The organism is candidate division WOR-3 bacterium (genome assembly GCA_039802205.1).
Classification (GTDB): domain Bacteria; phylum Hydrothermota; class Tepidihabitantia; order SM23-42; family JAOAFX01; genus JAOAFX01.
This window is the reverse complement of sequence record JBDRWD010000001.1, coordinates 50484-75202: the sequence shown is the minus strand read 5'-3', so window position 1 is coordinate 75202 and position 24719 is coordinate 50484. Positions and strand designations below refer to the sequence as shown.

The window sequence follows — 24719 nt, the reverse complement described above, 5'->3', positions numbered from 1 at the left end:
GAAAGCCCCTTCACATGAAGGGGCTTTCTTATTTAAAAAATTTTAAAGCCAACGGTTTCTTAAAAAAATTTTATAGGCAGCAAAGAAAGGGGTTAATAAGAGACAGAGTAGCCAGAATAAATCTCCAATGACAAGATAGATGGTATGCATATTGAAATGCGGTAAAGAAAAAGTTATTATATCCTCAGTAAAGAGTTCTGTTTCTTTTTTTATCCTACCATACTGGTCTACGACCATTGATATGCCGGTATTGGCACTGCGCACCAGGGGAACACCAGTTTCTACTGTTCTTAAGATTGCCATATCATTATGTTGCTGGGGTCCGGAAATCTTTCCAAACCAGCCGTCGTTCGTGATATTGACGAGTAATTGGGCTCCCTTTTTCACAAACTCTCTTGATATTTCCGGGAATATTGATTCAAAACAAATAAGACACGAGAATTTTATACCATTAGTCGAAAATACCGTATATTCATTTCCGGGTGAATAATCACCTTCGCCAAAGTCGATCTTTCTAAATAAGGGGATGTATTTATCAAAAGGGATATGTTCGCCGAAGGGAACGAGATGAATTTTTTTGTATTCCTGGGTTATGTCTTTTTCAGGATCAATTAGGACCGCCCCATTGTAAATCTCGTGTTTTTGCCTGTCGTATATGGGTGTTCCAGTCAATATTGGAACACCGAGCCTATTTGTCAGACCTATTACCGAATCCTGGTAGGTACCCGGAGCTTTGATATTAATCGGAGTTGCAGTTTCGGGCCAGACAATCAAGGAAAGTTTTTTATCTGGACTTCTTTCCTGACACATTTCAGAGAGTTTTAATAGACGTCGGAATGTTTCATCGCGCATCCTGGCAGTAAATTTCAAATTTGGGTCGATATTGGGTTGGACGATACCAACAGTGATTTCTTTTGAAAAATTGGGTTTATTATTTAACCTTATATACCCGAATAAAATTGGTAATAGAAAGATGATGATAGATATAACGAAGTTTCGTATCTTTTTGTTGAGCAAAAAATAAAAAAGTGAAACATTGAAAAGAACCAGCCAGAAAGATATCCCATACACTCCATAAATAGAAGCCTGCTGGATTATTAAAGGATAACGGGCTTGGGAATATCCAAGCGAAAGCCAGGGAAAACCAAGTTCTCCGAGCCCTTTTAAATATTCAAGACCTGCCCAGATAATAGGCAACGACCAGAGTCCGAGTAATTTGGAGAATAAAAAGCCCACGGCACTGTATAACCCCAGATATAAAAACATCAACACCATGCCCAGGATCATCAGCATTTTTATATTAGTTTCAATCTGGAGAAAGATGATCCAGAAGAGGGAGAAGAGGGCGAATAAAAAGCCCCAAATAAGTCCGTAAAAAAATGTTTTAATCAAATCCGTCTGATAAATTACAAATAATAACGGGATGAGTCCAAACCAGGCGAGAAAATGAAACTTAAGCGGATGAAATGCAAGGGAAAGGAGGATCGCCGAAAGCAGAATCAAAAAAATTTTTTTCATTGGGCATCTTTAAATTTTCACCAATTTATTTTTCGTAGCAGATTCATAGAAGGCATCAGTGAGGCGGGCAATTAATACGCCTTCTTCAGCCGAGAAAGGGGGTGGGGAATTTTTTCTGATCGCGTCAATAAAAAACTGCGCCTGAAGTTCATAAGCAACTTTATAGAAGTTTTTCACAGGAAACGAAGGCGTCACATTTACCAGTTCATTATGTAATTCTTTGTGGATCTTTAAAGGATTAAGAAGGGCGCCGCCTTTTCGGCCGAAGATGTTACAATATAGGAAGTCTTTCTCAAACAATAATGACCAGCCCACTTCCACGGTAAGGAGTGTCCCGTCACGATAATTAATGATACACATGGCGGTATCTTCAACATCTACTTCGGATTCTTTTTTATGTAAAGAACCAAAAATGGTGGTGGGTTCTTTATCCTCAAGGAAATAAAGGGCAATCGCTAAGACCTGAGAGCCAAGGCTTAAAAATGCTCCCCCGCCACTTTTTAATAAGTCCATACGCCAGTCGGAGAGAATCCATTCTTTCATACCCAAAAGCCATCCGGCCTTGAGATAATAAACATCGCCTAATTCACCTTCTTTGATAAATTTTTTCAAGGTCTGAACATCCGGTCGGAATCGTCCGGTAAGGGCCAGGGCAACTTTTTTCTTGGTCTGTTTTGACACCGTCAGGACCTCCCGGGCTTCCTTAAGATTTATTGCCATGGGATTTTCACATAGCACATCTTTGCCATATTTTAAGGCCGCAATCGTCATCGGGGCATGGAGGTAATTGGGGGTAGCAACTACCACGGCGTTGATTTCGGGATCTTCAATCATCTCTTGAAAATCACTGTATCTTCGGGGGATATTATATTTGTTGGCAATCTGTTCTAATTTCTGGGTATCAATATCACAAAGAGCAAGCAGATTGCAATCTTCATTTTTTTTGAAAACCGGAATATGGGCAATCTGGGCATGAATACCACAGCCCACGATCCCGATGTTGACCTTTCCCTTCATACCCCTAAATAGAGATTAAACTCATAATGATGGGGACGGAGATGGATTTCTTCAAACTCCTTGGTTTTTACTTCAATCCAGCGCTCGATGAGATCCATGTTGAAGACATCGCCCTTGAGCAGGAATTTGTAATCTTCTTTCAGGGCATTTATAGCCTCATAGGAATTGGTTGGTAGTTTTTCTCTTTTATCGGGTTTAAGGTTATTTTCAATCCCATCAAGCCCTGCCAAGAGGATGGCACTAATCGCCAGATATGGATTGCTGGTAGCATCGGGAATTCGGTATTCGATGTCCAGTTCTTTTTTATTGCGGATATAGGCCGGAACGCGAATCGCCGAGGTCCGACTGCCTAAGGCAAAATCGGTATAAGTGGGGGCTTCAAAGCCGGGGATTAGACGCTTATAGGAGTTGGTGCTAGGGTTGGTAAAGGCACAAAGAGCCCGGGAATGATGAAGGATACCGCCGATGTATTTGAGACATAATTCGCTCAGATTATTGTTTTTCTTTGGGTCATAAAAAAGCGAATTGTTCCTTTCACCCAAATACTGGTGAAGATGGAGTCCGTTTCCTGGTTCGCCGAGGAACGGCTTGGGCATGAAGGTGAGATATTTGTTGTGCCTATGGGCAAAAGATTTCAGTAGATATTTGGCCAAAAATATATTATCCGCAGCCTTCAGGAGTGGTTCCAGTAGCAACTCTATCTCCATCTGAGCTCGGGAACCGACCTCATGGTGATGATATTTTGCCTTTATCCCACAATTGTTGAGCAATTTTATCATCTCATTGCGGAAATTAGCATAACGGTCTTCGGGTGGACCGATATGGTATCCACCTTTATAACGTATGGGATAGTAGACATTGTTTTCTGCATCGCCACCGGTTTCAATCCTATAGTAACCGCAACCCGGACCTTCACCGAAGACACATTTCTCAAAGATATAGAATTCAAGTTCAGGTTGGAAGAAAGCCTGAGTGCGGAGGGTTTTTTGCAGATAGTTGGTGGCTTTGATGGCAATATTCCTCGAATCCCTTTCGTAAGGCACGAGTTTATCTGGTAGATAGACACTACATAAAAAGGAGAGAGTTTTATCTTCAAAAAATGGGTCGATGAAGCCGGTATTGAGGTCAGGAAATAACAGCATGTCTCCTTTTTGAACACCTTTGTAGCCAGGCAAACTCGAACCGTCAACCCCGACACCTTCATTTACCATTTCTTCAAATCTTTCCACCGGGATGGTGATGTGATTGAGTGTTCCGATGAGGGTGCAATACTTAAGGTCAATAAATTTTACGCCTGCCTTTACCAGGGTACTTTTTTTTAAGTCAGTAGAAGTTTTTTTCCTCATAGGTCTTTTATTATACATGAAAAAATACGAGCGTCAAGAAGATAATTAATTTTTCCGATAGAAGAAAAATCATTGACCCACTGCCACTTTTGATTATAATAACGATTATGACGACGATTGCCAAAAGAATTCTTTCTGGTAATGAAGCAGTGGCACGGGGTGCCTGGGAAGGTGGTTGTCATTTTGCTGCGGCCTATCCCGGGACACCATCCACCGAGATACTGGAGAATATCATCAAATATCCGGATATTTATACCGAATGGTCGGTGAATGAAAAAGTGGCACTTGAAGCCTGTGCCGGAGCATCATTTGTTGGTGCGCGGGCGCTCACTGCGATGAAACATGTGGGACTGAATGTTGCGGCGGACCCGATGTTTACCTTGGGCTACACCGGGGTCACCGGCGGACTGATCATCGTCACCTGTGATGATCCAGGTATGTGGTCTTCTCAGAATGAGCAGGATAATCGGCACTATGCCCGACATGCCAAAATTCCGCTTTTGGAGCCAGCCGATTCTAACGAAGCAAAGCTCTTTACTCAAATGGCATTTGAACTCTCGGAAAAATTTGATAGTGTCTTTCTTTTACGCCTCACCACCCGGATTTCTCATTCCTCAGGGATTGTAGAATTAGGATCGCGCAAGGAAATTCCGATAAAAGGCTACATCAAAGATATTCGAAAAAGACTCGTGCTGCCAGCCCATGCGCGAATCTTACATCAGAAGCTGGAAGAGCGGTTGAAGAAAATTGCCGAATATGGGGAGATTTTTCCCTACAACAAGATTGAATGGGGGGACCTAAACTTAGGAATAATAAGCTCCGGGGTTAGTTATATGTACGCCAAGGAGGTTTTTCCGGAAGCCAGTTTTTTAAAACTTTCTTTGACCTACCCCTTACCCAGAAATCTGATAAAAAAATTCGCCCGGCAGGTCAAAAAGATCTTGGTTATTGAAGAAGGCGATCCGATATTGGAGCAGGAGATAAAGGCAATGGGAATAGAGGTTATTGGAAAAGAGAAGATTCCGTTATGCGGAGAACTTGACCCCACGGTGATAAAAAAGAGTTTTGGTAAAAGGGTTTATAAACCAAAATTTGATTTGAAAGATATTCCGGAAAGACCACCTGTGCTCTGCCCGGGTTGTCCGGAACGGGGTGTGTTCTATGTGATAAATAAATTGAAACTCATCGCCACAGGAGATATAGGGTGTTATACCTTGGGTGCCCTTCCCCCTTTGAATGCCATGGATACTTGTATCTGCATGGGGGCTTCGGTGACGAATGCCCACGGAATGGATAAAGCTGGCGGCAAGGAATTGAGTAAAAAATTGGTTGCGGTTATTGGGGATTCTACATTCTTTCATATGGGTGTCACAGGTTTGATGAATGCTGTATACAATAAAGGAAATTTGAACCTTATCATCCTTGATAATTTGACGACCGCCATGACCGGTCATCAACCTCATCCCGGTACAGGAAGACTCGCCCACGGTGAAGAAGGAAAAAGAATTCTCCCCGAGGATGTTGCCCGGGGTTGCGGGGTGGAGTTTGTGAAGGTTGTGGATCCGATGAATCTTAAGGAAACCGAACAGGCAATAAAAGAAGCACTGGATTTTGAAGGTGTCACTGTGCTCATCTTCCGGAGTCCTTGTGTCTTCCTTAAGAAACCCCAGCCTTCGCTGGTGGTAGATATTGAAAAATGCAATGGTTGTAAATTATGTCTACGCCTCGGCTGTCCAGCGCTCCGCCTGGAAAGGATTGTGGGGCGGGAGAAGCCAGTTGCATTTATTGAACCAACGCTCTGCAACGGATGCGGTCTCTGTATTCAAGTATGCCACCATGGGGCAATTCATTCTTCAAAAAAGGATTGAAAAATGAAAAGAAAGAATGAACAGATGAAATCACATGGAGATAAAACGACGAATGTCATCATCTGTGGAGTGGGCGGCCAGGGTATCCTGCTGTCGTCGGACATTCTCTGCACCGCCGCCTTTTTATCTGGCTATGATGTAAAAAAGAGCGAAATCCATGGTATGGCTCAACGCGGCGGGAGTGTGATTACTCATGTCCGATTCGGAAAAAAGGTATATTCGCCACTGATTGAAGAAGGCTGTGCGGATTTTATCCTGGCATTTGAAAAACTTGAAGCTTTACGGTATAGCTATTTTCTAAAAAAGGATGGCTGGATAATTGTGAACGATCTGGAACTGCCGCCGATGAGTGTTTTAGCCGAAGAGAAAACATATCCTAAGGGGATAATTGAGACATTAAAAACCATTGGTAATGTGGAAGTGGTGCCAGCTCAGGAGATTGCACTCGGTTTGGGCAATGTGCGGGTGGCTAATGTTGTGCTGCTCGGGAGTCTGGCTCATTATCTTGATCTTCCGGATCAAATCTGGATGGAGGCGATAAAGGAAAATGTCAAACCACAGTACCAAGATTTAAATATCAAGGCTTTTGAACTGGGACGAATGCGAAAATAATATCCCGCAATCATTGACATTGACTTGTTTCTATGTAAAATTAAAATCATGAAAGGAAGGACCAATGGGTAAAAATACTCTCATAGTATTGATCGGTGTTTTCGTCATGGGTTTTACCCAAGATCTTGATACAGTAATCGAGAGGACAATAGCCAATTATCAGAATTTGAAGAGTTTTTATATCGAATTCCATCAGCAGTTCTGTGACAAAGAATCGGGGAGCTGCGAAAGCTTTGAAGGTTTGATTTATTTTCTCAAACCCAATTTCTTCCGGATGGAGATAAAAAATCCGCGGCAAATTTATGTTGGAGATAGCATTTCGTTATGGATCTATTTTCCCGAACGGAAAAAGGCGATAAGGCAGCATTTGGGTGCGAATATCCCCTTTGCTGTTAATCCCGATATCCTGCTTAAGGATTATCAGGAGAAGTTTAACGCCCAATTGAATAAAAATAGCGATTATGAGATAATTTTGACACCTAAGCAGGCTACGGAAATCTATAAGAAAATAGTCGTGAGTATTGACCGGCAGAGATATGAGATCAAAGGGGTCAGTATTGTAGATGAAACCGATTCGGAGAACAAGTTTACTTTCCGGAACATCCAGTTAAATAAAAAAATTTCCCGGAAACTATTTGAATTCAAACCACCTAAAGGGACCGAGATCATTGAACAATAAATTTTTGATGGACAACCGGTGTTTTGCCTGCGGGTCGGAAAACCCGGTGGGTATGCATCTTGAGATACGGGAGAACGAAGCCGGGGTTTGGGCACCACTCCGTCTTACTCAATTATTCCAAGGATATCAAAATATCATTCACGGTGGGATTATCGCTACCATCCTCGATGAAATGGCGGTCTGGGCATCTTTTAAAAAAGGTCATAAGGCGGTGACCGCTGAGTTGAATGTCCGGATAAAAAAGCCGATGTTTGCCGGTGCGGAATACCTTGCTACCGGTCGGATAATGGCGGTGAAATATAAACTCGTGAAAGCGCAGGCTGAAATCAAACAGGTTGATGGTGAGATAATCGCCTGGGCAGATGTTAAATTGATAAAAATTGATTAAGGTATATTTTATTGCACTCGGCTGTCCGAAAAATCTTGTGGATACCGAAAAGATAATGGGGGAATTGGAAAATAAAGGAGCGATCATTGTTTCTCACTTAAAAGAGAGCGATGTGGTAATCCTAAATACCTGCGGCTTTATTGAACCGGCCTTGCGTGAGACCCGCACGGAGATAAAACGACTCCTTAAATCAAAGAAAAAAATTTTTGTCTATGGTTGCGCGGTCAACCGGACACGCAAAATTTGGAAAAAAGAATTTCCTGATGTGGCAGGTTGGTATTTCATAGAAGAGAGAGACCAACTCATCCGCCATATTGTCAAAAAAAATTCCCGGCGTGATGCCCGACTTCTCACCACTGCGGGCTATGCCTATTTAAAGATTGCTGATGGGTGCTCAAACCACTGCTCATATTGCACAATTCCTTTTATCAAAGGTCCGTATAAAAGTATCAAATTTGACCATCTACTTGCAGAAGCCAGGGCCCTGGCTGGGCTTGGGGTTAAGGAGCTGATTCTCATTGCCCAGGACACCGCTCGATACGGGGTGGATCTTTATGGCAAAAAGATGCTGGTGCCTTTAATCAGGGAGATTTCCCAGATAGATGGTATTGAATGGATAAGATTGCTCTATCTCCATCCCCGTTCGCTTGATGATGAAATCATCGCGGAGGTAAGGAATAACCCGAAAGTTTGTAAATACCTGGAGATGCCGCTCCAGCATATCAACGAACGTCTTCTCAAATTGATGAATCGTAATATCACAAAAAGAGAAATCATTGAAAAAATTGAAAAATTAAAGGGAATAACTTTACGAACCACGGTCATCGTCGGGTTTCCTTCAGAAACCGAGGAAGAGTTTAAAGAACTCTATGATTTTTTGAAAGCAGGTCATTTTGACTGGTTTGGGGTTTTTAAATACTATCGCGAAAAAGAGACACCGGCTGGCGCTTGGGAACCATTGCCATCGCAAATTGTGAACAAAAGATTTTCAACAATGCTGAATCTGCAGCAAAAATTAATTCAGGAGAAAAACCGGCGGCGTTTGAATAAGACCTACCGTGTGCTTATTCACGGGAAAAATAAATATTACATCGGTCATGCTGAATTTGCCACACCTGAAATCGATGGACAGGTGATAATAAAACAAACCAAAGTAAGAATAGGGGATTTTTATTGGTGTAAAATCAAAGGAATGAATGGGGCGGACTTGTATGGCGTTTGATATTATTTTTATCTTATGGGCGCGATTGGAATTTCCCATGGAATTTAATGGCCGGGCATTTCTTGGCAAATATCTGAATAGTGATACTACCCGATTCAACATGGATGCCTCGGTCCAGTTACGCTGCAGGATGGTAAGATGGAATACCGGGGCTTTTTTCATGGATTATCGGGATGACCTGGATATGGCCGAGCAAAAGGGCGGAGTTTCTCTGGATCCGCGCTATGCCCATTACTATTTTACTGCTGGATTTGAATATAATTTCTCAAAATTTTTTGGTCAGTTTTCTTTTATTCACGACTGTATCCATGATATCGATTATGAAGTATCCGGAACTCCAGTATTTAATCGTTTTTCTCTGTTAGTAGCAAATGCGGAATATCATCCATCCCGGATAATCTCGACCAAAAAGACATCTCTTTGGGCATTAAACGGGCGTTTTTATCCCCACTGGCGATATCACGGTTGGGATATAAATGCAGGTGCTGATTACCGGTTTGATGGGAGTGTTGATCTGATATACAATTTTCTGAATGGCGATAACTATGGTGGATTTATCAATCTCAACCTATTGGTCTGTCGGAGTGATACAGCATTTTATCATCAAGATTATGCCAGAATTAGTTTATTCTACAAGAACCTTGACAGGCGTATCGGGATGGAGTTGAAGTATCACATCTACAATAACGACCCCATAAAAAATCCAGGAGGCTTATGGTTACTCTCTACATTTGTCGAATTTTAGCGTTCTGGTTTATTTCTTTCAACCATTCCGGCAATTCCTATGAGCTCTTCAGCATTGGCTGTCAACTGGAACTTGAAGGCAAGATTGTTGAGGCAATAAATTACTACCAGAAGGCCCTCCAGTATGATCCGATGAGCAGCGAGATCTATTATACATTAGCCAGTGCATTTTACAAACTCCGGGAGTTTGATAAAGGGATTGCTCATGCCAATCAGGGGCTTTTGTATACCCGAGATAGTATTGAGTTCTATGGGCTCATTGCTGCCGGTTATATTGGCAAAGGAAGCCTGCCTGAGGCGATCAAAATCTACGAGAAAATAAAAGAGCTAAAACCATCGGATGTGAGTATAGTGCAGGGTATTGCCGTCCTTTATGAAGGCATGGGAGATTTGAGCCAGGCGATAAACGTGCTGCTGGAGATCCCGGATAGTTTAAAGAATGTTGATATCTACAACCGACTGGGGACACTATTTGGTAAGAAGCAGGATCATGAAGAGGCGATAAAATACTACAAAAGAGCCTACACCCTTGATAGTATGAATGTTCTTGCCTTAATAGGCATTGGCACAGGTTTTGATCTCATGAATGTAAAAGACTCGGCAATCTATTATTATGAGCAGGCATTGAGGATGAGCAATTCTATTGATTTACGCAAGCGGCTACTCGATCTTTACGGGGATACCGAGCAGTACGAAAAGCTCATTTACATCGCCCGGGAGATACTCCATTATGATTATTACGATGCCTTTGTCCGGCGGAGTCTGGGATTTGCTTTATACAAAACCCAAAACTTTGATGAGGCATTAAGTGAATTTCTGATCAGTGCCGGACTTAATCCCCAGGATGATTATTCCCGTTTCTATATCGCCCGGATCAATCTGGAGAGGCGAAAGTATGATGAGGCTCAGAAAGCAATTGCCGAGGCAATAAGAATAAATCCGGATTTTGTGGAGTTGTGGATATATGCAGGATTTATCGCCATGGATAAGAAAGATTATAAAAGCGCCCGCTATTATTTCACTGAGGCAGCGTATCGTAATGCGGATATGGCGCAGATTTATTATCTTTTGGGCGCTGTCTGCGAGCTGGATAGCGCCTTTAATGATGCATATTTTAATTATAAAAAGGCGCTTACCTTGAATCCCAATGCATTATTTGGTTTGACCGCCCTCGCCAATCTTTGTGACCGCCTGGGAAGAAAAGAAGAGGCGTTGGAGCTTTTTGAAAAGATTATTGCCCTGGATTCACTGGATGCTACGGCATTGAATTATGTGGGCTATACCTATGCTGAAAGAGGCGAAAGGCTTGATTATGCTCTGACTTTAATTGAAAGGGCATTGAGCATTGAACCGAATAACGGTTATATCATCGACTCGCGCGGCTGGGTCTATTATCAGCTGGGTGATTACGAATCAGCATTTAATGACCTGAAACGAGCAAGCGAACTCGTTGAGGACCCAGTGATCCTGGAACATCTAGGTGATGTATATCTAAAACTGGGTGAGTTAGAAAAGGCCCGAGAAACTTACAAAAGAGTCCTTAAACTTGAACCCCAAAATAAGAAAGTAAAAATTAAACTTTTGAATCTAAAAGGAGAATGAGATGGAACCGTTCCGAATAAAAGTTGTGGAACCATTGAATAAGACTACCCATGAAGAGCGCAAGAAGATATTAAAGCAAGTGGGCTACAATCTTTTTATGATTCCCGCGCGTTATGTCTATCTGGATTTTATTTCCGATTCCGGGACCGGGGCAATGAGTTCTCGCGCCTGGGCGCAAATGATGGAAGCCGAAGAAGATTTTTCCGGGCAAAAAGCGAGTGAAGAATTCATAAAGGTTGCTCAGGGGATAACTAATTTCCCCTTTATCCAACCGGTGCATCAGGGACGGGTGGCAGAAAATATTCTCTTCAACCTGCTTTTTAATAAAGGAGATAAAATCTTTTCTAACACCCATTTTGAGACAACCCGGGCGAATCTGGAAAGAATCGGCTGTATGGTTATTGATATTCCGGATTTTACACCGCCTTTCTGCGGTAATATTGATTTACAAAGGCTGGAGAATGCAGTAAAAGAAGAGAAAAGACTGAGAGCAGTGATATTGACCCTGACCAATAATGTAAAAGGGGGGCAACCGGTTTCCCTCGAAAATATCCAAGCTGCTTATGATTTAATAAAAAAACGAAATGGGCTGATTATCTTTGATGCCAGCCGTTTTGCCGATAATGCCTTTTTCATAAAAAGGTATACAAAAACAAAAAAATCGATCTTAGCGATTTGTCACGAGATGTTCCGATATTGTGACATATTATATCTGAGCAGCAAAAAAGATTGTTTGACGAACATCGGGGGATTCATTGGCGTGCGGGACAAGGGGTTGTATGAAAAGTTAAAAGCCCGAATCATTGAACAGGAGTCCTACCCGAGTTCCGGTGGGCTTGCGGCACGGGATTTAGCGGCGATGGCAGTTGGTTTAAAAGAGGCGATCGAAGAGGATTTTCTCCGTTCCCACATTGAAAAAGTTCATCTCTTAGGGAATATCTTGAAGGCCAGAGGGGTTAAAGTCTTTGAACCATTTGGCGGGCACGGGGTGGTGCTTATTCCACGGGTCAAGATACCTTATGCCGCTTATGTTCTCGGAGCCGAGATCTATTTACAAACAGGGATAAGGGGTGGGGTATTTGGTGAGGAACTACGTCTTGCTCTCCCCCGCCGGGTATATACCAGCGAGCATTTGACCTATGCAGGTGAAGCAATCAGCGAGGTCTACAGAAAAGAACCGAGATTTAGATTAAAACTAACAAATAAGCCGGAAACTTTCTTTAACTTTTTTGCCCGCTTTCGGGCGGTAAAATAATTCGTCCGGCATAAACTTTTGTACTCATGGCTTGTCTAATTCTTGACAGAAGGGCGATTTTATATAGAATTATAATTAGAATTTAAGGAGGTTTGCTTTGCATGAACGATTCACCGAAAGGGTAAGAAGAATTTTACATTATGCCCGGGAAGAGGCATTGCGTTTTCGTCATAATTTTATTGGCACCGAGCATTTGCTTTTGGCACTCATTAAGGAAGGCGAAGGTGTCGGGGCAATGGTCTTGATAAATCTCGGTGTGGAATTGAATGAGTTGATCAAGGCGATTGAGAATTCAATGAGTTTTGGCCCAGGAGGGAAGATTGATGTCCAACTAAGTGATAGTGCAAAGCGCTGTCTCAACTATGCGATGGAGGAAGCCAAGAACCTCGGACACACCTATGTCGGGACTGAGCATTTATTGTTAGGAATAATAAGGACCGAAGATAGTCTAGGTTCGCAGATACTGGCTTCCATGGGTATTGATTATGAAATCGCCAAGAATGAGATCATTCAATTGCTGAAACCCGAAGGTGTTGCCGCGGGAAAGCCCAAGGGTAAACAAAGAGGTTCGGCACTTGATCTCTTTTCCCGAGATTTGACGCAGCTTGCCCGCGAAGGGAAATTGGATCCGATAATTGGCCGGGAAAAAGAGATTGAACGCGTAATTCAGATTCTTTCCCGGCGCAAAAAGAATAACCCGGTACTCATCGGTGAAGCCGGTGTGGGTAAGACCGCAATAGTGGAAGGCCTTGCTCAGGATATCGTAGCCGGTAGGGTTCCGGATTCCCTTAAACAAAAACGCGTCCTGGCGCTGGATATGGCTTCCATCGTGGCCGGAACCAAATATCGTGGTCAATTTGAAGAAAGACTTAAAGCCGTGATCAATGAGGTGACCAATAGCAAAGATGTCATCCTCTTTATTGATGAATTGCATACCATTGTTGGTGCTGGTGCGGCGGAAGGAGCGATTGATGCCTCTAATATGTTGAAACCGGCACTCGCCCGAGGTGAAATCCAGTGTATCGGTGCGACCACCCTGGAAGATTATCGCCGTTATATTGAAAGGAATGGAGCATTGGAGCGAAGGTTCCAACCCATCATTGTCAATCCGCCTACGGTCCAGGAGACGATTGGGATATTGAAGGGATTAAAGGAGAACTATGAGAAACACCATGGAGTAATATACTCTGATGAGGCACTGGAGGCAGCTGCTTATCTTTCGGACCGCTATATAACCGACCGTTTTCTCCCAGATAAAGCGATTGATGTGATAGATGAAGCCGGAGCCAAAGTGAAACTATCTAAGGTAACCAAGGACCAGAAAATAGTAGAACTGGAAAACAAACTCCAGGAGATAAAGAGAACCAAGGATAGGATGGTGGCGGAGCAGAGATATGAGGAAGCAGCGGAGTTGCATAAAGAGGAGTTAAAAATCCAGGAACAGATAAGAAAAAGAAAAGAGACGCTGGGGGAAAGCACCCGGCCGGTGGTTGGCGAAGAGGATATTGCCTTTGTTGTCTCCCGTTGGACCGGGATTCCGGTTTCGAGGATTGAGGAAAAGGAATCCAAGCGGTTGTTGAGAATGGAAGAGGAGTTGAAGAAAAAGATTGTGGGGCAGGATGAGGCAATAAAGGTGATCTGTCGGGCAATTCGGCGGAGTCGTGCGGGTGTGAAAGACCCCAGACGTCCTATTGGGTCGTTTATCTTTTTAGGACCCACCGGTGTCGGCAAGACAGAACTGGCCCGCAGGCTTGCAGAATTTTTGTTCAATGATATCAATGCCCTCATCACACTGGATATGTCCGAATATATGGAAAAATTTAACGTTTCACGATTAATCGGTGCACCGCCGGGATATGTTGGCTATGAAGAAGGTGGGCAGTTGACCGAAAAGGTGCGGCGCAAACCTTATTCTGTAGTGCTCTTTGACGAGATTGAAAAAGCCCATCCTGATGTTTTCAATATTTTGCTCCAGATCTTGGAAGATGGTCAGCTTACCGACTCTTTTGGTCGAAAGGTTGATTTTAAGAACACCGTGATTATCATGACTTCCAATATTGGGACCGCAGAGATCAGAAGGAGTGATGGTTTAGGCTTTGCGAAGGTAGACCCCAATGTCTCTTACGAGAAGATGAAAGAGCGGTTGCTTGAGGAAGTGAAGAAATTGTTCAATCCGGAGTTTTTGAATCGTGTAGATGAAATTGTGGTATTCCGGCAATTGACCAAAGAGGATATGATGAAGATAGTGGATATTCTTATTGCGGAATTAGAAGAGCGGCTGGATGATAAAAAGATGGTATTGGAAATTGATGAGTCGGGCAAAGAATTGTTGGTAGAGGAAGGCTTTGATCCACAGTATGGAGCCCGGCCGATAAGAAGGACGATAAGGAGATTGATTGAAGACCCCTTGGCAGAGGAGATATTAAAGGGGAATATCAAAGAAGGTAAACACATAAAACTGGTTCGCGCCGGTGATAAACTGGAATTCAAGGTTAAATGATCTTTCTCATCCTTCTGGCGTATACGATTGCGGGCATCAGTGTTGATGCCCACTATACCAATAAAGACCTCATAATTCAAACCAGCGGCTTCAGAATTGGTGAACAGTTCAAGGAATCAATGATTCCACAGGCGATAAACAATCTTTATCGCCTGAAGTTATTTGACCACATCGCTATCGATACCACGATAGTTGCAGATGGGATATTTATAAAAATCCTTTTAAAAGAAGCACCCTTTCTTAGCGGCGAGGTGGAATTCATCGGCAATAAGAAGATAAAAAAAACCGAACTTAAAAAAAGGGTGGATTTAAAAGCGGGACAGGTTTTAACCCAAAAAGCAGTCTTTGATGCCCGGGTTAAACTCAGGGAACTCTATCAAGAAAAAAATTTTTACCATACTACAATACGGGATAGCCTCGTGCCTGATACTTTGAATCGGGTAAAACTTTATTTTCTAATCAACGAGGGCCAGGTTTTGAAAATTGGAAAGATCAAGATTGAAGGTAATAAAATTCTGCCTGAAGGGGCAATAAAGAGAAAGATGCAGAATAAAGAAAAGGGTTTTTTAAGGAGTGGAAAACTTGACCATGCCAAACTGAAGGAGGATATCGAGCGGATTAAAACATTATACAAAGATAATGGATTTTTAGATGTGACCGTTGAGGAACCGAAGATTGAAGTAGTCAATAATCAACTTGTAGTTACAATTAAAATTCAGGAGAATCAACGGTATTATGTGGGAAACATCAAATTTAAGGGCAATACCCTCTTTTCGGATTTGCAGTTGGAAAAGATGCTGAAGATAAAACCCAACGAGATATTCAATCTTACCAAAGCCCAGAACAGTTTACAGAAATTCTATGAGGCCTATGCGGATGAAGGGTATATTTATTGTTCAATTATTCCGGTGGAGACCATCCGGGATAGTTTTCTGGACATTGAATATCAAATTAATGAGTCAAAACCGGCGAATATTAATCGGGTGATCATCACGGGTAACCACCGGACCCGGGAAAAGGTGATTCGCCGGGAGATCGTTACCTTTCCCAGCACCCGTTTCCGACGTTCCCAGGTGATAAGGAGTATGCGCGAGATTTTCAATCTTGGTTTTTTTGAAGATATTACTCCGGAAACAGGTACACCGGATGACAGTGGTAATATTGACTTGATTTATCGGGTGAAAGAAAAAGAAGGGGTGGGTTCTATTGGTGCGGGTATGGCTTATTCAGCTCAGGACAAACTTACCGGGTATATCGAACTGAGCCATCCCAATGTTTTCGGCCGGGGACAGCGTATCTATACCAAATTTGAAATCGGGGGGAGGCTTACTAATATCCAGTTCGGGTTTACCGAACCCTGGCTTTTTGATACCCGCACGACCGCAGGCTTTGACATTTATTATACCAATCGTTTGTGGGATTTTTACACCAAAAGGGATGTGGGAGGAGCGACGAATTTTTCTTTTCCTTTCTATCTTGATTATACCCGATTCAATTATACATTTCGTGTTGAACGGACGCAGATTCTGGATATTGCCAAAGAATATCAACCTACTACCGGCTATGATTTAAGAAAAGATACCATTCCTAAATGGACGCTTGCCAACAACTACGGAATAACCCGGGACACCCGGGATTTTATCTTTAATCCCTCAAGCGGATCTTATATATCAATCCAGAGCGAAATCGCCAAACCCTGGTTATTTGCCAATATTGACTATAATCGGTTCACCTTTGAAACGCGGACCTATTTCCCCCTCTTCTGGAAGTTCGTTTTTATGACGCGTATCCGCATAGGAATTGTGACGAGTCGTGATGAGGTTCCTTACTACAAAAGATTTTACGCCGGGGGAACTGGTGAAGACGGCGTTCGAGGATACTCAGATCGTTCGCTTTCACCAATCCAGGATGGCAAGAGGATCGGCGGCAATGCACTTTTCATAAACAACATTGAATTGAAACTGAAGTTCTCACAGAATTTTGCCCTTCTGGCTTTTTACGATATGGGAAATGCCTTTGCCTCGCATCGGGATTTCAATCTTTACGATTTAAAAAGAGGTGCCGGCGTGGGAATTCGGGTGGAAATTCCAATGATGGGGGTTTTGGGTTTTGACCTGGGTTACGGTTTTGACCGCGCCCAGCCCGGCTTTGAGCCGCATTTCCAGATCAACCCCTTTGGTATGTTCTGAGAACGGAGGTTATTATGATAAAATACCGCTTGATTTTCATCATGATAATGGTACCTTTAGTTATCTTTGCCAAGGAGCAAAAGGTTGGCTTTGTGGAATCATCAAAAATCCTCGCCCAGTATCAGGCGACCGCGAGCGCCAATGAACAGTTTAATGAATTTGTGAATGCCTGTCGGGACTCGGCTGCCAAGTTACAGCTCAATATCCAAAACCTAAAAAATGAATTTGAAGCCCAGAAATTGATGTTGAGCGAGGAAGCACGTTTAAAAAAACTGGATGAGATTGAAAGATATACCCAGCTTTACAATCAGTACCTCCAGGAGGTATTCGGTCCTGGTGGGAAAATTGAGCAGAAGAACGATGAATTGATGGCGCCCCTGTTGAAGAAAATCAATGATGCGATTGCCAAGATTGCACAGCAGGAAGGCTTCTCAATGGTGTTAGACCTTTCGGAAGACATCTTTTATGCCTCTCCAGAGTTGAACATCACCGAGCTGGTGATCAATGAATTAAACCGGGAATATGGCATCGCCGCGACAGCACCCGGGGCAAAGAAATATATCGGCATTCTGCCTTTGAAAGAAGAAAATAGTGAAGCCATGGCTGAAAACCTTGGGATGAAATGCCAAAATGAGCTGTATAATGCTTTGAAAAGTTATGAGCAATCATATAATATTGTGAGTAAGGCATTGATAATGACCGAGATGACAAAACGAAAATGGGATTATAAACTCATTGATGAAAATCAGGCATTTCAAGTGGCTAGTTACACGATGTGTAATTATATCGTCATGGGCAGGGTGAGTAAAAGTGGGACGAAGATTGATTATACGATCAGCCTAAGGGATGTCAAAACCAAAGAAGAGATTGCGACACGTTCCAACAGTGTAAATGATGATGTAAAATTTTCCGAATCACTGAGAAATGATTTAATTGGTTTGATTGAGACTTTAAAAAAGAAAGAATAATCTTTTCGTTTTGTCAATTCAACCAATCCGATTACCGCTTTTTTATCCAGCAAAATTCAGCATTGACGAAGCAGGAAAGTTGAATATAATCTTTAATTAAGTTTGCGCCCGTAGCTCAACTGGATAGAGCGGCGGACTACGAATCCGCAGGCTACGTGTTCAAGTCACGTCGGGCGCGTTTATTTAAGTAAGATGCAGGATAGTGATTCATACTTCATGACCGAGGCATTAAAAGAGGCAGCGAAGGCATTTGCCCTGGATGAAGTACCGGTTGGAGCAGTTGCCGTCTATAAAAATCAAATAATCGGGAGGGGTCATAATCGGACCGAAGCACTTCAGGATCCGACCGCTCATGCCGAGATACTTGCGCTCACTGCCGCTGCTAATGCTTTACATTCCTGGCGGCTTAAGGATGTGATCATTTACTCTACAATTGAACCTTGTATCATGTGTGCCGGTGCCCTGGTGCTGGCACGGGTCAAAAAGATTGTTTTTGGTGCCCGGGATGAGAAATTTGGAGGCTGTGGTTCGGTTTTTAATGTTGTCAATGAAAAGAAGTTGAATCACCAGATTGAGGTTGTAGAAGGAGTTTTAAAAGAAGAAGCGATAAGTTTGATGCAAAGATTTTTTGAGATGAAACGGAGGGATAAGAAAGGATAGGCGGTGATGATTTGACAATGGCTTGGAGAGATGGCCGAGTGGACTAAGGCGCCCCGCTCGAAACGGGGTATCCTGACAAAATCAGGATCGGGGGTTCGAATCCCTCTCTCTCCGTCTACATTTAAAAAACATCGAGGGGGTCCACATCGATTTCCAGCTTGGTGCGGTTTAGTTTGATCTGCTTTAAAAATCTAAGTCGGCGGTGGTCAAATTTCAGGGGAGCTTTGATAAGGATATAAACCCGGTAATCATTCCGGATTTTATAATAAAAAGAAGGATTGGGTCCAAAAATCTTGGGACCTTTTATCTTATTCAACAGATCGTAAATCTTTTTTGCATCTTCCCAGACCAGGGTCTCATTTTTTCCGGAAAGACGGAGTAGGATCAAGCGTGAGAAAGGCGGAAAATTGAGTTCACGGCGTAACTTCATTTCTTCCGCATAAAACTTGGGGTAATTTTGTAATTGGCTAAAGAGGATTGAATATTGTTCGGGATGATAGGTCTGGATTAGGACTGTCCCGGGTTTTTCACCCCGGCCTGCCCGACCCGCCACCTGGGTGAGGATTTGAAAGGTTTTTTCACTGCTCCGGAAATCCGGAAGATTTAAAAGGGTATCAGCATTGACAATCCCTACAAATGTCACATTAGGAAAATCAAAACCTTTGGTAACCAGCTGGGTCCCCAGCAAAATTTTTGCCTTCTCGGCTTCAAAACTTTGCAAAATTTTTTCCGCTTCCCCTCTTTTTTTCGCCACATCCCGGTCAAGTCTAAGAACATAATTGGCTACATCATTTGCTGCACATGTAATTTTTGTCGCCAAGATTTTTTTAATAATTTCCTCAATCCGCTGGGTCCCGGCGCCGCGATAGAGTAAAGTGGTTTGACCGCAATTCGGACAGATTTTGAAAAATTCAGTTTTGTAATCACAGGTATGGCAGATGAGTTTTGAAGAATTATCTGGAGCCAGTGTCCGGTGGTAGACCAGAGGCAATCGGCAAAAGGGGCATTTTATTACATAACCACAGCTCGGACACAGCATACTGGGAGCAAAGCCTCGACGATTCAAAAACAAAATCGCCTGTTCGTTGCGCTGTAAAACTTCTTCAAGCCCACGCTCAAGTTTTGGGGAGATGAATTTTTTTCGCTCTTTTTTCAAATCTACTATTTCTACCTTAGGCAGAGGGCGGGAATCAATTCGCTCTTTTAAAATTAACAGCTCATACTTACCGATTCCCGCATTGTGATAGGATTCAATCTGAGGAGTGGCACTGCCCAATACTACCACAATATTTTCAATCTTACCCCGCATGACCACCACATCCCGGGCATGATACTTTACAGCCTGCTGGTGTTCTTTATAAGAATGGTCATGTTCTTCATCAACAATAATTATCCTTAAATCCGGGATGGGTAGAAACACGGCGCTTCTGGGGCCGATGATGACTTTATAAAGACCCTTTTTTATACTGTACCAGGCGTGTCTACGTTCTTTTTCGGTAAGCCGGGAATGGATGGTAATGACTTCATTCCCAAAGCGTTCCATAAATCGCCTTGATATTAAAGGGGTCATTGAGATCTCCGGAACCAGGATTAAAGCCCGGCCGCCATTTTTTATAACCTCGGCAACGACTCGCAAATAGACTTCGGTCTTGCCGCTGCCGGTAACCCCGAAGAGCAGATATACCTTAAAGGTGTTCCTTTTTACCGAATAAAGTATCCGGTTTATGGCATTATACTGCTGATAGGTTGGGGTAGGCTCCTTAACCTGAATGGGTTCTGCTTCTTCTTTTTTGATATCCTCAAATTTTTTTAAAATCCTGGAAGGGAGTGCCTGCTTGAGAACCTCCCCTAAATAGGCGATGTAATAATTTCCAATCCATTTATAAAGTGTCAATAACCTTGGCGGAATAAAATTCGCCTCTACAAGTCTCTGGACCTCTTTTACCTGTGGCAGGTCTCGCTTTACATTGGTAGCGATGATGATGCCGTGTTTGACTTTTTTTCGCAGGGGAACCAGAACCAGATCTCCGGGATGTAAATTCAATTCAGTCTGGTAAGTGAAATAATCAAACTTGGTATTGGGTATTGCTACATCCACGAGCATGGTTAAAAAGATTCTCCTCTCAATATTTTAATAACTATTAATTTTTTGATTAGAGCATTAAAACTGCCCAGTCGTCTAAGCATATCGATAGATGGGCATATTTAAATATGAACGATTGTAAGACTTCGCACCCCGAAGGGCGCAATCGACAAGACATTTAAAGCGTTCAAGTTTTTAATCTCTTCAGGATATTTTAACCCGGTAGTGACTTCCATTAGGGTTTATTTTTATATCGGACTATTTCTAAGACTTGGGACCGTTTTATTCTTTTGACGATTTTCATCGAAACTCAGCAGGGCTACCTGTAGGAGTCTTCCCGCGATCGGATATTTCGCTAGACCGCCCAATGCCTTCGCAACCTGAAATTCTTCATAAAAAATTTCATTCACGGACCTTAAGGTAATGGCTGTATGCATATACCTCCTTTTGATTAGTACATTATATCTAAATTCCAAAAATTTTCAATGATGGCTGGTGATTCTGCCTGCACTTGTAAAGAGATATCTTTGGAGGGAAGTTATTTTTAGGATGTTTGTTATATTGAGTGTGCTTGGGGAAAAGCCCCTTCGGACCTTGACTTTTGCTTAAAAGTAAGTATTATTATTCAGTTTAAGTTTTTGGAATGGATTGGGAGGTAATATGAGAAATTTTGTTTGGCTATTGATGTTCTTGCCTTTAACCCTCTTTGGAATCGATTCTATCTATGTCTGGGATAATGATCAAGGATACCGGCGTGAGATATATCCATCGGTCGCGGCCAGGGATACCACCGCGTATATTGCTTGGGAAGATTTGAGGTGGGGTAGTGGTCGTAATAGCGTTTATCGTCAGCGGTTGCTATGGAATGGAACTTTACGTGGCTATAATGTGGAAGTTGATACTGATAATGTTTGGGGGGTGAACAATGGTAGTATTCAACTGGCAACGCCTCTTGCCGCTACCCGCCCGGTTATCCAGGTGTGGGAAAGAATCGTAAGTACCGGCACCAGGAAGGTTTACATCTATGCCCGAATTGGTGATGCTACTATTGTTGAAGTAGATTCAATGTATTCGGGCTACCCCAAAACCCCAGCGATGGATTGCCGAGATAACGGCGAATTTGTGGTTTCTTTTACCTACTATTACCCTCCACAAAATGTTTATGCAATATACCACAAAAGATACAATATCGGTGGTAACTTTATCCACGGAAGCTACATTGAACCCAATCTCCGGATGAGAGGCCGCTCGGTCTCTCGTTGTGCATTCTGTGATTCTGGTTATGTAGTAGTTTATGTTGATTCCGCAACCACTGGTGATTCTCTTCGATCCATTTACCTTCAATATCGGGGGATATCTAGTAATATTATTGACACCAAAATAAAAGTGAGTCGTCCGGGAACTGATGGACGAAATGAATTGGCGCCTGATGTTGCCGTTAATCAAAATGGATTTGTTGTGGTTACCTGGACTTATGAGTATAGTGCCACAGACCCTGATGTCTATGCACGGACGTTTCAGATGCGACCCGGTCTTGACACATTGATGCCGGTTAGTCCTTCGGATTTTGCTATCGCTAATTCTACTGCACCAGAGTTTGGTCCCAAAGTTACAGTTTTTCCTAATAATGACTATATGATTGTCTACACAAAAGAAACCAATTATAACAAAGGAGTCTATGCAAAAGTTTCAATTAGCGGCACTCTAAAACCAGAGTGTATCATTAATAACGACCAGAAGCCCCAGGCTTGGGATCAATATGCAGGAGATGTTGCTTGTCGTTGGAACGACACTTGCATTGTTGCTTGGATGAATCTTCCCGACACTAATATATCAAAGAGCTATCTGGCAAGAGAAGTTTTTTGTCGCACTTATTATCGAGCACCTTCTTCAACTTATGGAATTCTGGAAAAAAGCAGCGAAGTAATCGATCCTACACCACGTGGACCGGGATGGCTATGGTACTACGATGATGAAAACTACGACGATCCACTGACCGTTGACTGGAACGAAGATCCCATTGACGAAGAAGATTCTGTTTACCTACCCATTGATTCAGCAATTGTCGATCAATTTGATGAATTTAATCAGGTGCGAGTTAAATATCATCTAACCGTTCGGGACACCCTCCCAAGATCCCAGAAATCCGGGAGAGGACTTTCTTCTTACAAACAGGTGATTGTAAATCTTGGATTCAGACTAAATGATACACCTGCCGGAGTTATAAGCACTGAAGACCAGTATGAATTGATAAACTACATAAATAGTGGTAAACCGATTTTACTCACGGGTAATGACTTTGGCTTCATGTATAATGGGACCACACTTTTTGAAAAGTTTCATGCAAACTATGTGAGTGATGGCCAACCTTTTGACATCGGAAACATAGATACATTATACGGACAACCGGGAACTTTTGCCCAGAATGAAACATTGGCGTATCAATATAGAAAAGAAGCAGATAATTATGTAGATATAATCTCGCCAAGACCGGAGGCGAAACTCATATTGGCAGATTGGGAAACAGAGAAGGAATGGCTTGCGGGCCGATGTGTAGGTTGGGGTAATTATTGGAAAGATTTAAGGGATAATGGGAGCACCATCTATTGTAGTTTTTCGCCTAACGGTATAAAAGATCGCCATCACCCTCATACTGCCCAGGAATTTATCCGCCGCTGTTTAGGCTTTTTAGGAATGGTCTGTCCACCCGAACCAATTACCGCTATCTACTGCTCCACCAATACTGCAACTGAAGGTTCGGTTATTCTCAGATGGCGTGTAGTCTCCGATGATTCGCTTAAAGAATCAGCCGCTGGCCCATACAAACTGAAGTTTTCCCGAAAAAAGATAACTTCCGAAGTTGCTTTCAACGATTCCTGCGAGGAGTATTACCAAAAATGGAATACAAAAGATAGTGTTGTGGGAAGTTGGTATAGGGTTGTTCTTGAAGGACTGCCTCCAATGGATACCCTTATCTTTGCCCTGAAGGTGAGTGACGAAGATACCCTATGGGGTGCCTTAGGTGCAGAACCGAGAGCGATAGTTTCAGGCGATTCTGTCACACCACACTATCTTAAAGTTGGAAGCACAAGCAATCCCTACGGGTATGTAAAAGATTTTTCAGTTAAATATGAATTTTTAGACCGCCGAGCGAAAAATGATACCGGAACCGATTACGATTCTCTATTTGTAACCTGGGATTATCCCATGAATCCACCCTGGTTCTATGTGGGTTTTGCCCGCTGCAATTTGTATACTGAAGGTGATTTATTCATATACGTAGATACTAAACCTGGTGGTGCTGATAGTACCGTGCCTTATAACGGAACATCCGGTCGTTCCGCATTCCAGCCAGTTCCGCCTGATAGTTTTAAACCTGATTACTGTCTTATCGTCGATAATGGCTCAACCGTTGTTTATAAAAAATATGTCAGCACGAAAGATGGTCGTGGGTCCTGGATTGACACTACATTTTATGGACGCGTTTGTGAAGATAGTGTAATTAACAACTATCTCTACACCGAACTTTATATTCCTTATAATAACATGGGATACACCGCTGGAAATCCATTTAAACTTGTGGTGCTTATGACCCAAGAAAATACCAACTATATCATCAATGCCTTCCCCATCTTTAATCCTCTTGGGACTTACAAAACTATCGGACAGTATTACTCATGGGGTTCGGATGGTTTGACTTCCGGGAAAGTTCCTGCGCGCAAGAGTACCATTGGAATAGGAGAAACTACCTTCAATCCTAAAAAGCAAATTAAAAATCTTAAATTAGCCGTCCATCCTAATCCCTTCACCGATAAGATAGAAATCTTCCTTCCCACCATGGAAATACCCGGTTGCCAGGCATCTTTAGAGATTTATGATGTCAGCGGCAGAATCGTCAAAACTTTTAATCTCAAATCCTGTCGTGCATCATTACCCACTTCCGTTTCTTGGGATGGTACTGATGATAAAGGTGAAATTGTTTCTCAAGGGATATACTTCTGTAAGTTTACCGCGTTGGAAAAAAGTGAGGTAGTAAAGATTATATATCTGAAATAACCCTATTCTATA

Annotated in this window: 18 protein-coding genes and 2 tRNA genes; 15 read left to right on the top strand and 5 right to left on the bottom strand. The window is 42.6% G+C overall.

What is annotated here, in order from left to right; translation table 11 throughout:
- Positions 1-42 precede the first annotated feature (42 nt).
- The 3 genes from lnt to glnA are packed head-to-tail and all read right to left on the bottom strand — an operon-like array spanning position 43 to position 3881.
- On the bottom strand, positions 43-1518 hold the full coding sequence (gene lnt, locus ABIL39_00290) for an apolipoprotein N-acyltransferase (protein MEO0164563.1): 1476 nt from the start codon (positions 1516-1518) through the stop codon (positions 43-45).
- Positions 1519-1527: 9 nt separating this feature from the next.
- Complete coding sequence (locus tag ABIL39_00285; GenBank protein ID MEO0164562.1) at positions 1528-2535, bottom strand: Gfo/Idh/MocA family oxidoreductase; 1008 nt, start codon at positions 2533-2535, stop codon at positions 1528-1530.
- Positions 2532-3881 carry a type I glutamate--ammonia ligase gene (gene glnA, locus ABIL39_00280; GenBank protein ID MEO0164561.1) on the bottom strand — a complete coding sequence of 450 codons (1350 nt, stop codon included), beginning with the start codon at positions 3879-3881 and terminating at the stop codon, positions 2532-2534. The genes ABIL39_00285 and glnA overlap by 4 nt, the downstream gene beginning before the upstream one ends.
- A 107-nt stretch (positions 3882-3988) precedes the next feature.
- Between glnA and iorA the strand changes: the two genes are divergently transcribed.
- From iorA to ABIL39_00210, 14 genes are all read left to right on the top strand, one after another.
- Positions 3989-5749, top strand: coding sequence for an indolepyruvate ferredoxin oxidoreductase subunit alpha (gene iorA / locus ABIL39_00275; protein ID MEO0164560.1), 1761 nt, complete (start codon positions 3989-3991; stop codon positions 5747-5749).
- Between the two features lie 3 nt (positions 5750-5752).
- Complete coding sequence (locus ABIL39_00270; protein MEO0164559.1) at positions 5753-6361, top strand: indolepyruvate oxidoreductase subunit beta; 609 nt, start codon at positions 5753-5755, stop codon at positions 6359-6361.
- Positions 6362-6425: 64 nt separating this feature from the next.
- Positions 6426-7040, top strand: a complete 615-nt coding sequence (gene lolA / locus ABIL39_00265; protein ID MEO0164558.1) for an outer membrane lipoprotein chaperone LolA — start codon at positions 6426-6428, stop codon at positions 7038-7040.
- Positions 7041-7092: 52 nt separating this feature from the next.
- Positions 7093-7428, top strand: a complete 336-nt coding sequence (locus tag ABIL39_00260) for a PaaI family thioesterase (GenBank protein MEO0164557.1) — start codon at positions 7093-7095, stop codon at positions 7426-7428.
- The gene (gene rimO / locus ABIL39_00255) at positions 7421-8650 is read left to right on the top strand and encodes a 30S ribosomal protein S12 methylthiotransferase RimO (GenBank protein ID MEO0164556.1); all 1230 of its coding nucleotides are present in this window, start codon (positions 7421-7423) and stop codon (positions 8648-8650) included. The genes ABIL39_00260 and rimO overlap by 8 nt, the downstream gene beginning before the upstream one ends.
- Positions 8640-9395 carry a hypothetical protein gene (locus tag ABIL39_00250; protein MEO0164555.1) on the top strand — a complete coding sequence of 252 codons (756 nt, stop codon included), beginning with the start codon at positions 8640-8642 and terminating at the stop codon, positions 9393-9395. Before rimO ends, ABIL39_00250 begins: the two co-directional genes overlap by 11 nt.
- Positions 9365-10996, top strand: a complete 1632-nt coding sequence (locus ABIL39_00245; GenBank protein MEO0164554.1) for a tetratricopeptide repeat protein — start codon at positions 9365-9367, stop codon at positions 10994-10996. Before ABIL39_00250 ends, ABIL39_00245 begins: the two co-directional genes overlap by 31 nt.
- A 1-nt stretch (position 10997) precedes the next feature.
- Entirely contained in the window at positions 10998-12251 is a 1254-nt protein-coding gene (locus ABIL39_00240; protein ID MEO0164553.1) for a tryptophanase, read from the top strand.
- Between the two features lie 97 nt (positions 12252-12348).
- Complete coding sequence (locus tag ABIL39_00235; protein ID MEO0164552.1) at positions 12349-14751, top strand: ATP-dependent Clp protease ATP-binding subunit; 2403 nt, start codon at positions 12349-12351, stop codon at positions 14749-14751.
- A complete protein-coding gene (gene bamA / locus ABIL39_00230; protein ID MEO0164551.1) occupies positions 14748-16940 on the top strand; it encodes an outer membrane protein assembly factor BamA in 2193 nt (730 codons plus the stop codon). The genes ABIL39_00235 and bamA overlap by 4 nt, the downstream gene beginning before the upstream one ends.
- 14 nt (positions 16941-16954) lie before the next feature.
- Positions 16955-17908, top strand: coding sequence for an OmpH family outer membrane protein (locus ABIL39_00225; GenBank protein ID MEO0164550.1), 954 nt, complete (start codon positions 16955-16957; stop codon positions 17906-17908).
- A 104-nt stretch (positions 17909-18012) separates the two neighbouring features.
- A tRNA-Arg gene (locus ABIL39_00220) sits at positions 18013-18086 on the top strand.
- A 14-nt stretch (positions 18087-18100) separates the two neighbouring features.
- On the top strand, positions 18101-18568 hold the full coding sequence (gene tadA, locus ABIL39_00215) for a tRNA adenosine(34) deaminase TadA (protein ID MEO0164549.1): 468 nt from the start codon (positions 18101-18103) through the stop codon (positions 18566-18568).
- 24 nt (positions 18569-18592) lie between these two features.
- Positions 18593-18682 (top strand) — tRNA-Ser (locus tag ABIL39_00210).
- Between the two features lie 7 nt (positions 18683-18689).
- Here ABIL39_00210 and priA read toward each other — a convergent pair.
- Together priA and ABIL39_00200 are read right to left on the bottom strand one after the other, a co-directional pair.
- Complete coding sequence (priA, locus tag ABIL39_00205) at positions 18690-20672, bottom strand: primosomal protein N' (protein ID MEO0164548.1); 1983 nt, start codon at positions 20670-20672, stop codon at positions 18690-18692.
- 227 nt (positions 20673-20899) lie between these two features.
- Positions 20900-21088 carry a hypothetical protein gene (locus ABIL39_00200; GenBank protein MEO0164547.1) on the bottom strand — a complete coding sequence of 63 codons (189 nt, stop codon included), beginning with the start codon at positions 21086-21088 and terminating at the stop codon, positions 20900-20902.
- 223 nt (positions 21089-21311) lie between these two features.
- Here ABIL39_00200 and ABIL39_00195 point away from each other — a divergent pair, with 223 nt between their 5' ends.
- A complete protein-coding gene (locus ABIL39_00195) occupies positions 21312-24707 on the top strand; it encodes a hypothetical protein (protein ID MEO0164546.1) in 3396 nt (1131 codons plus the stop codon).
- Positions 24708-24719 lie beyond the last annotated feature (12 nt).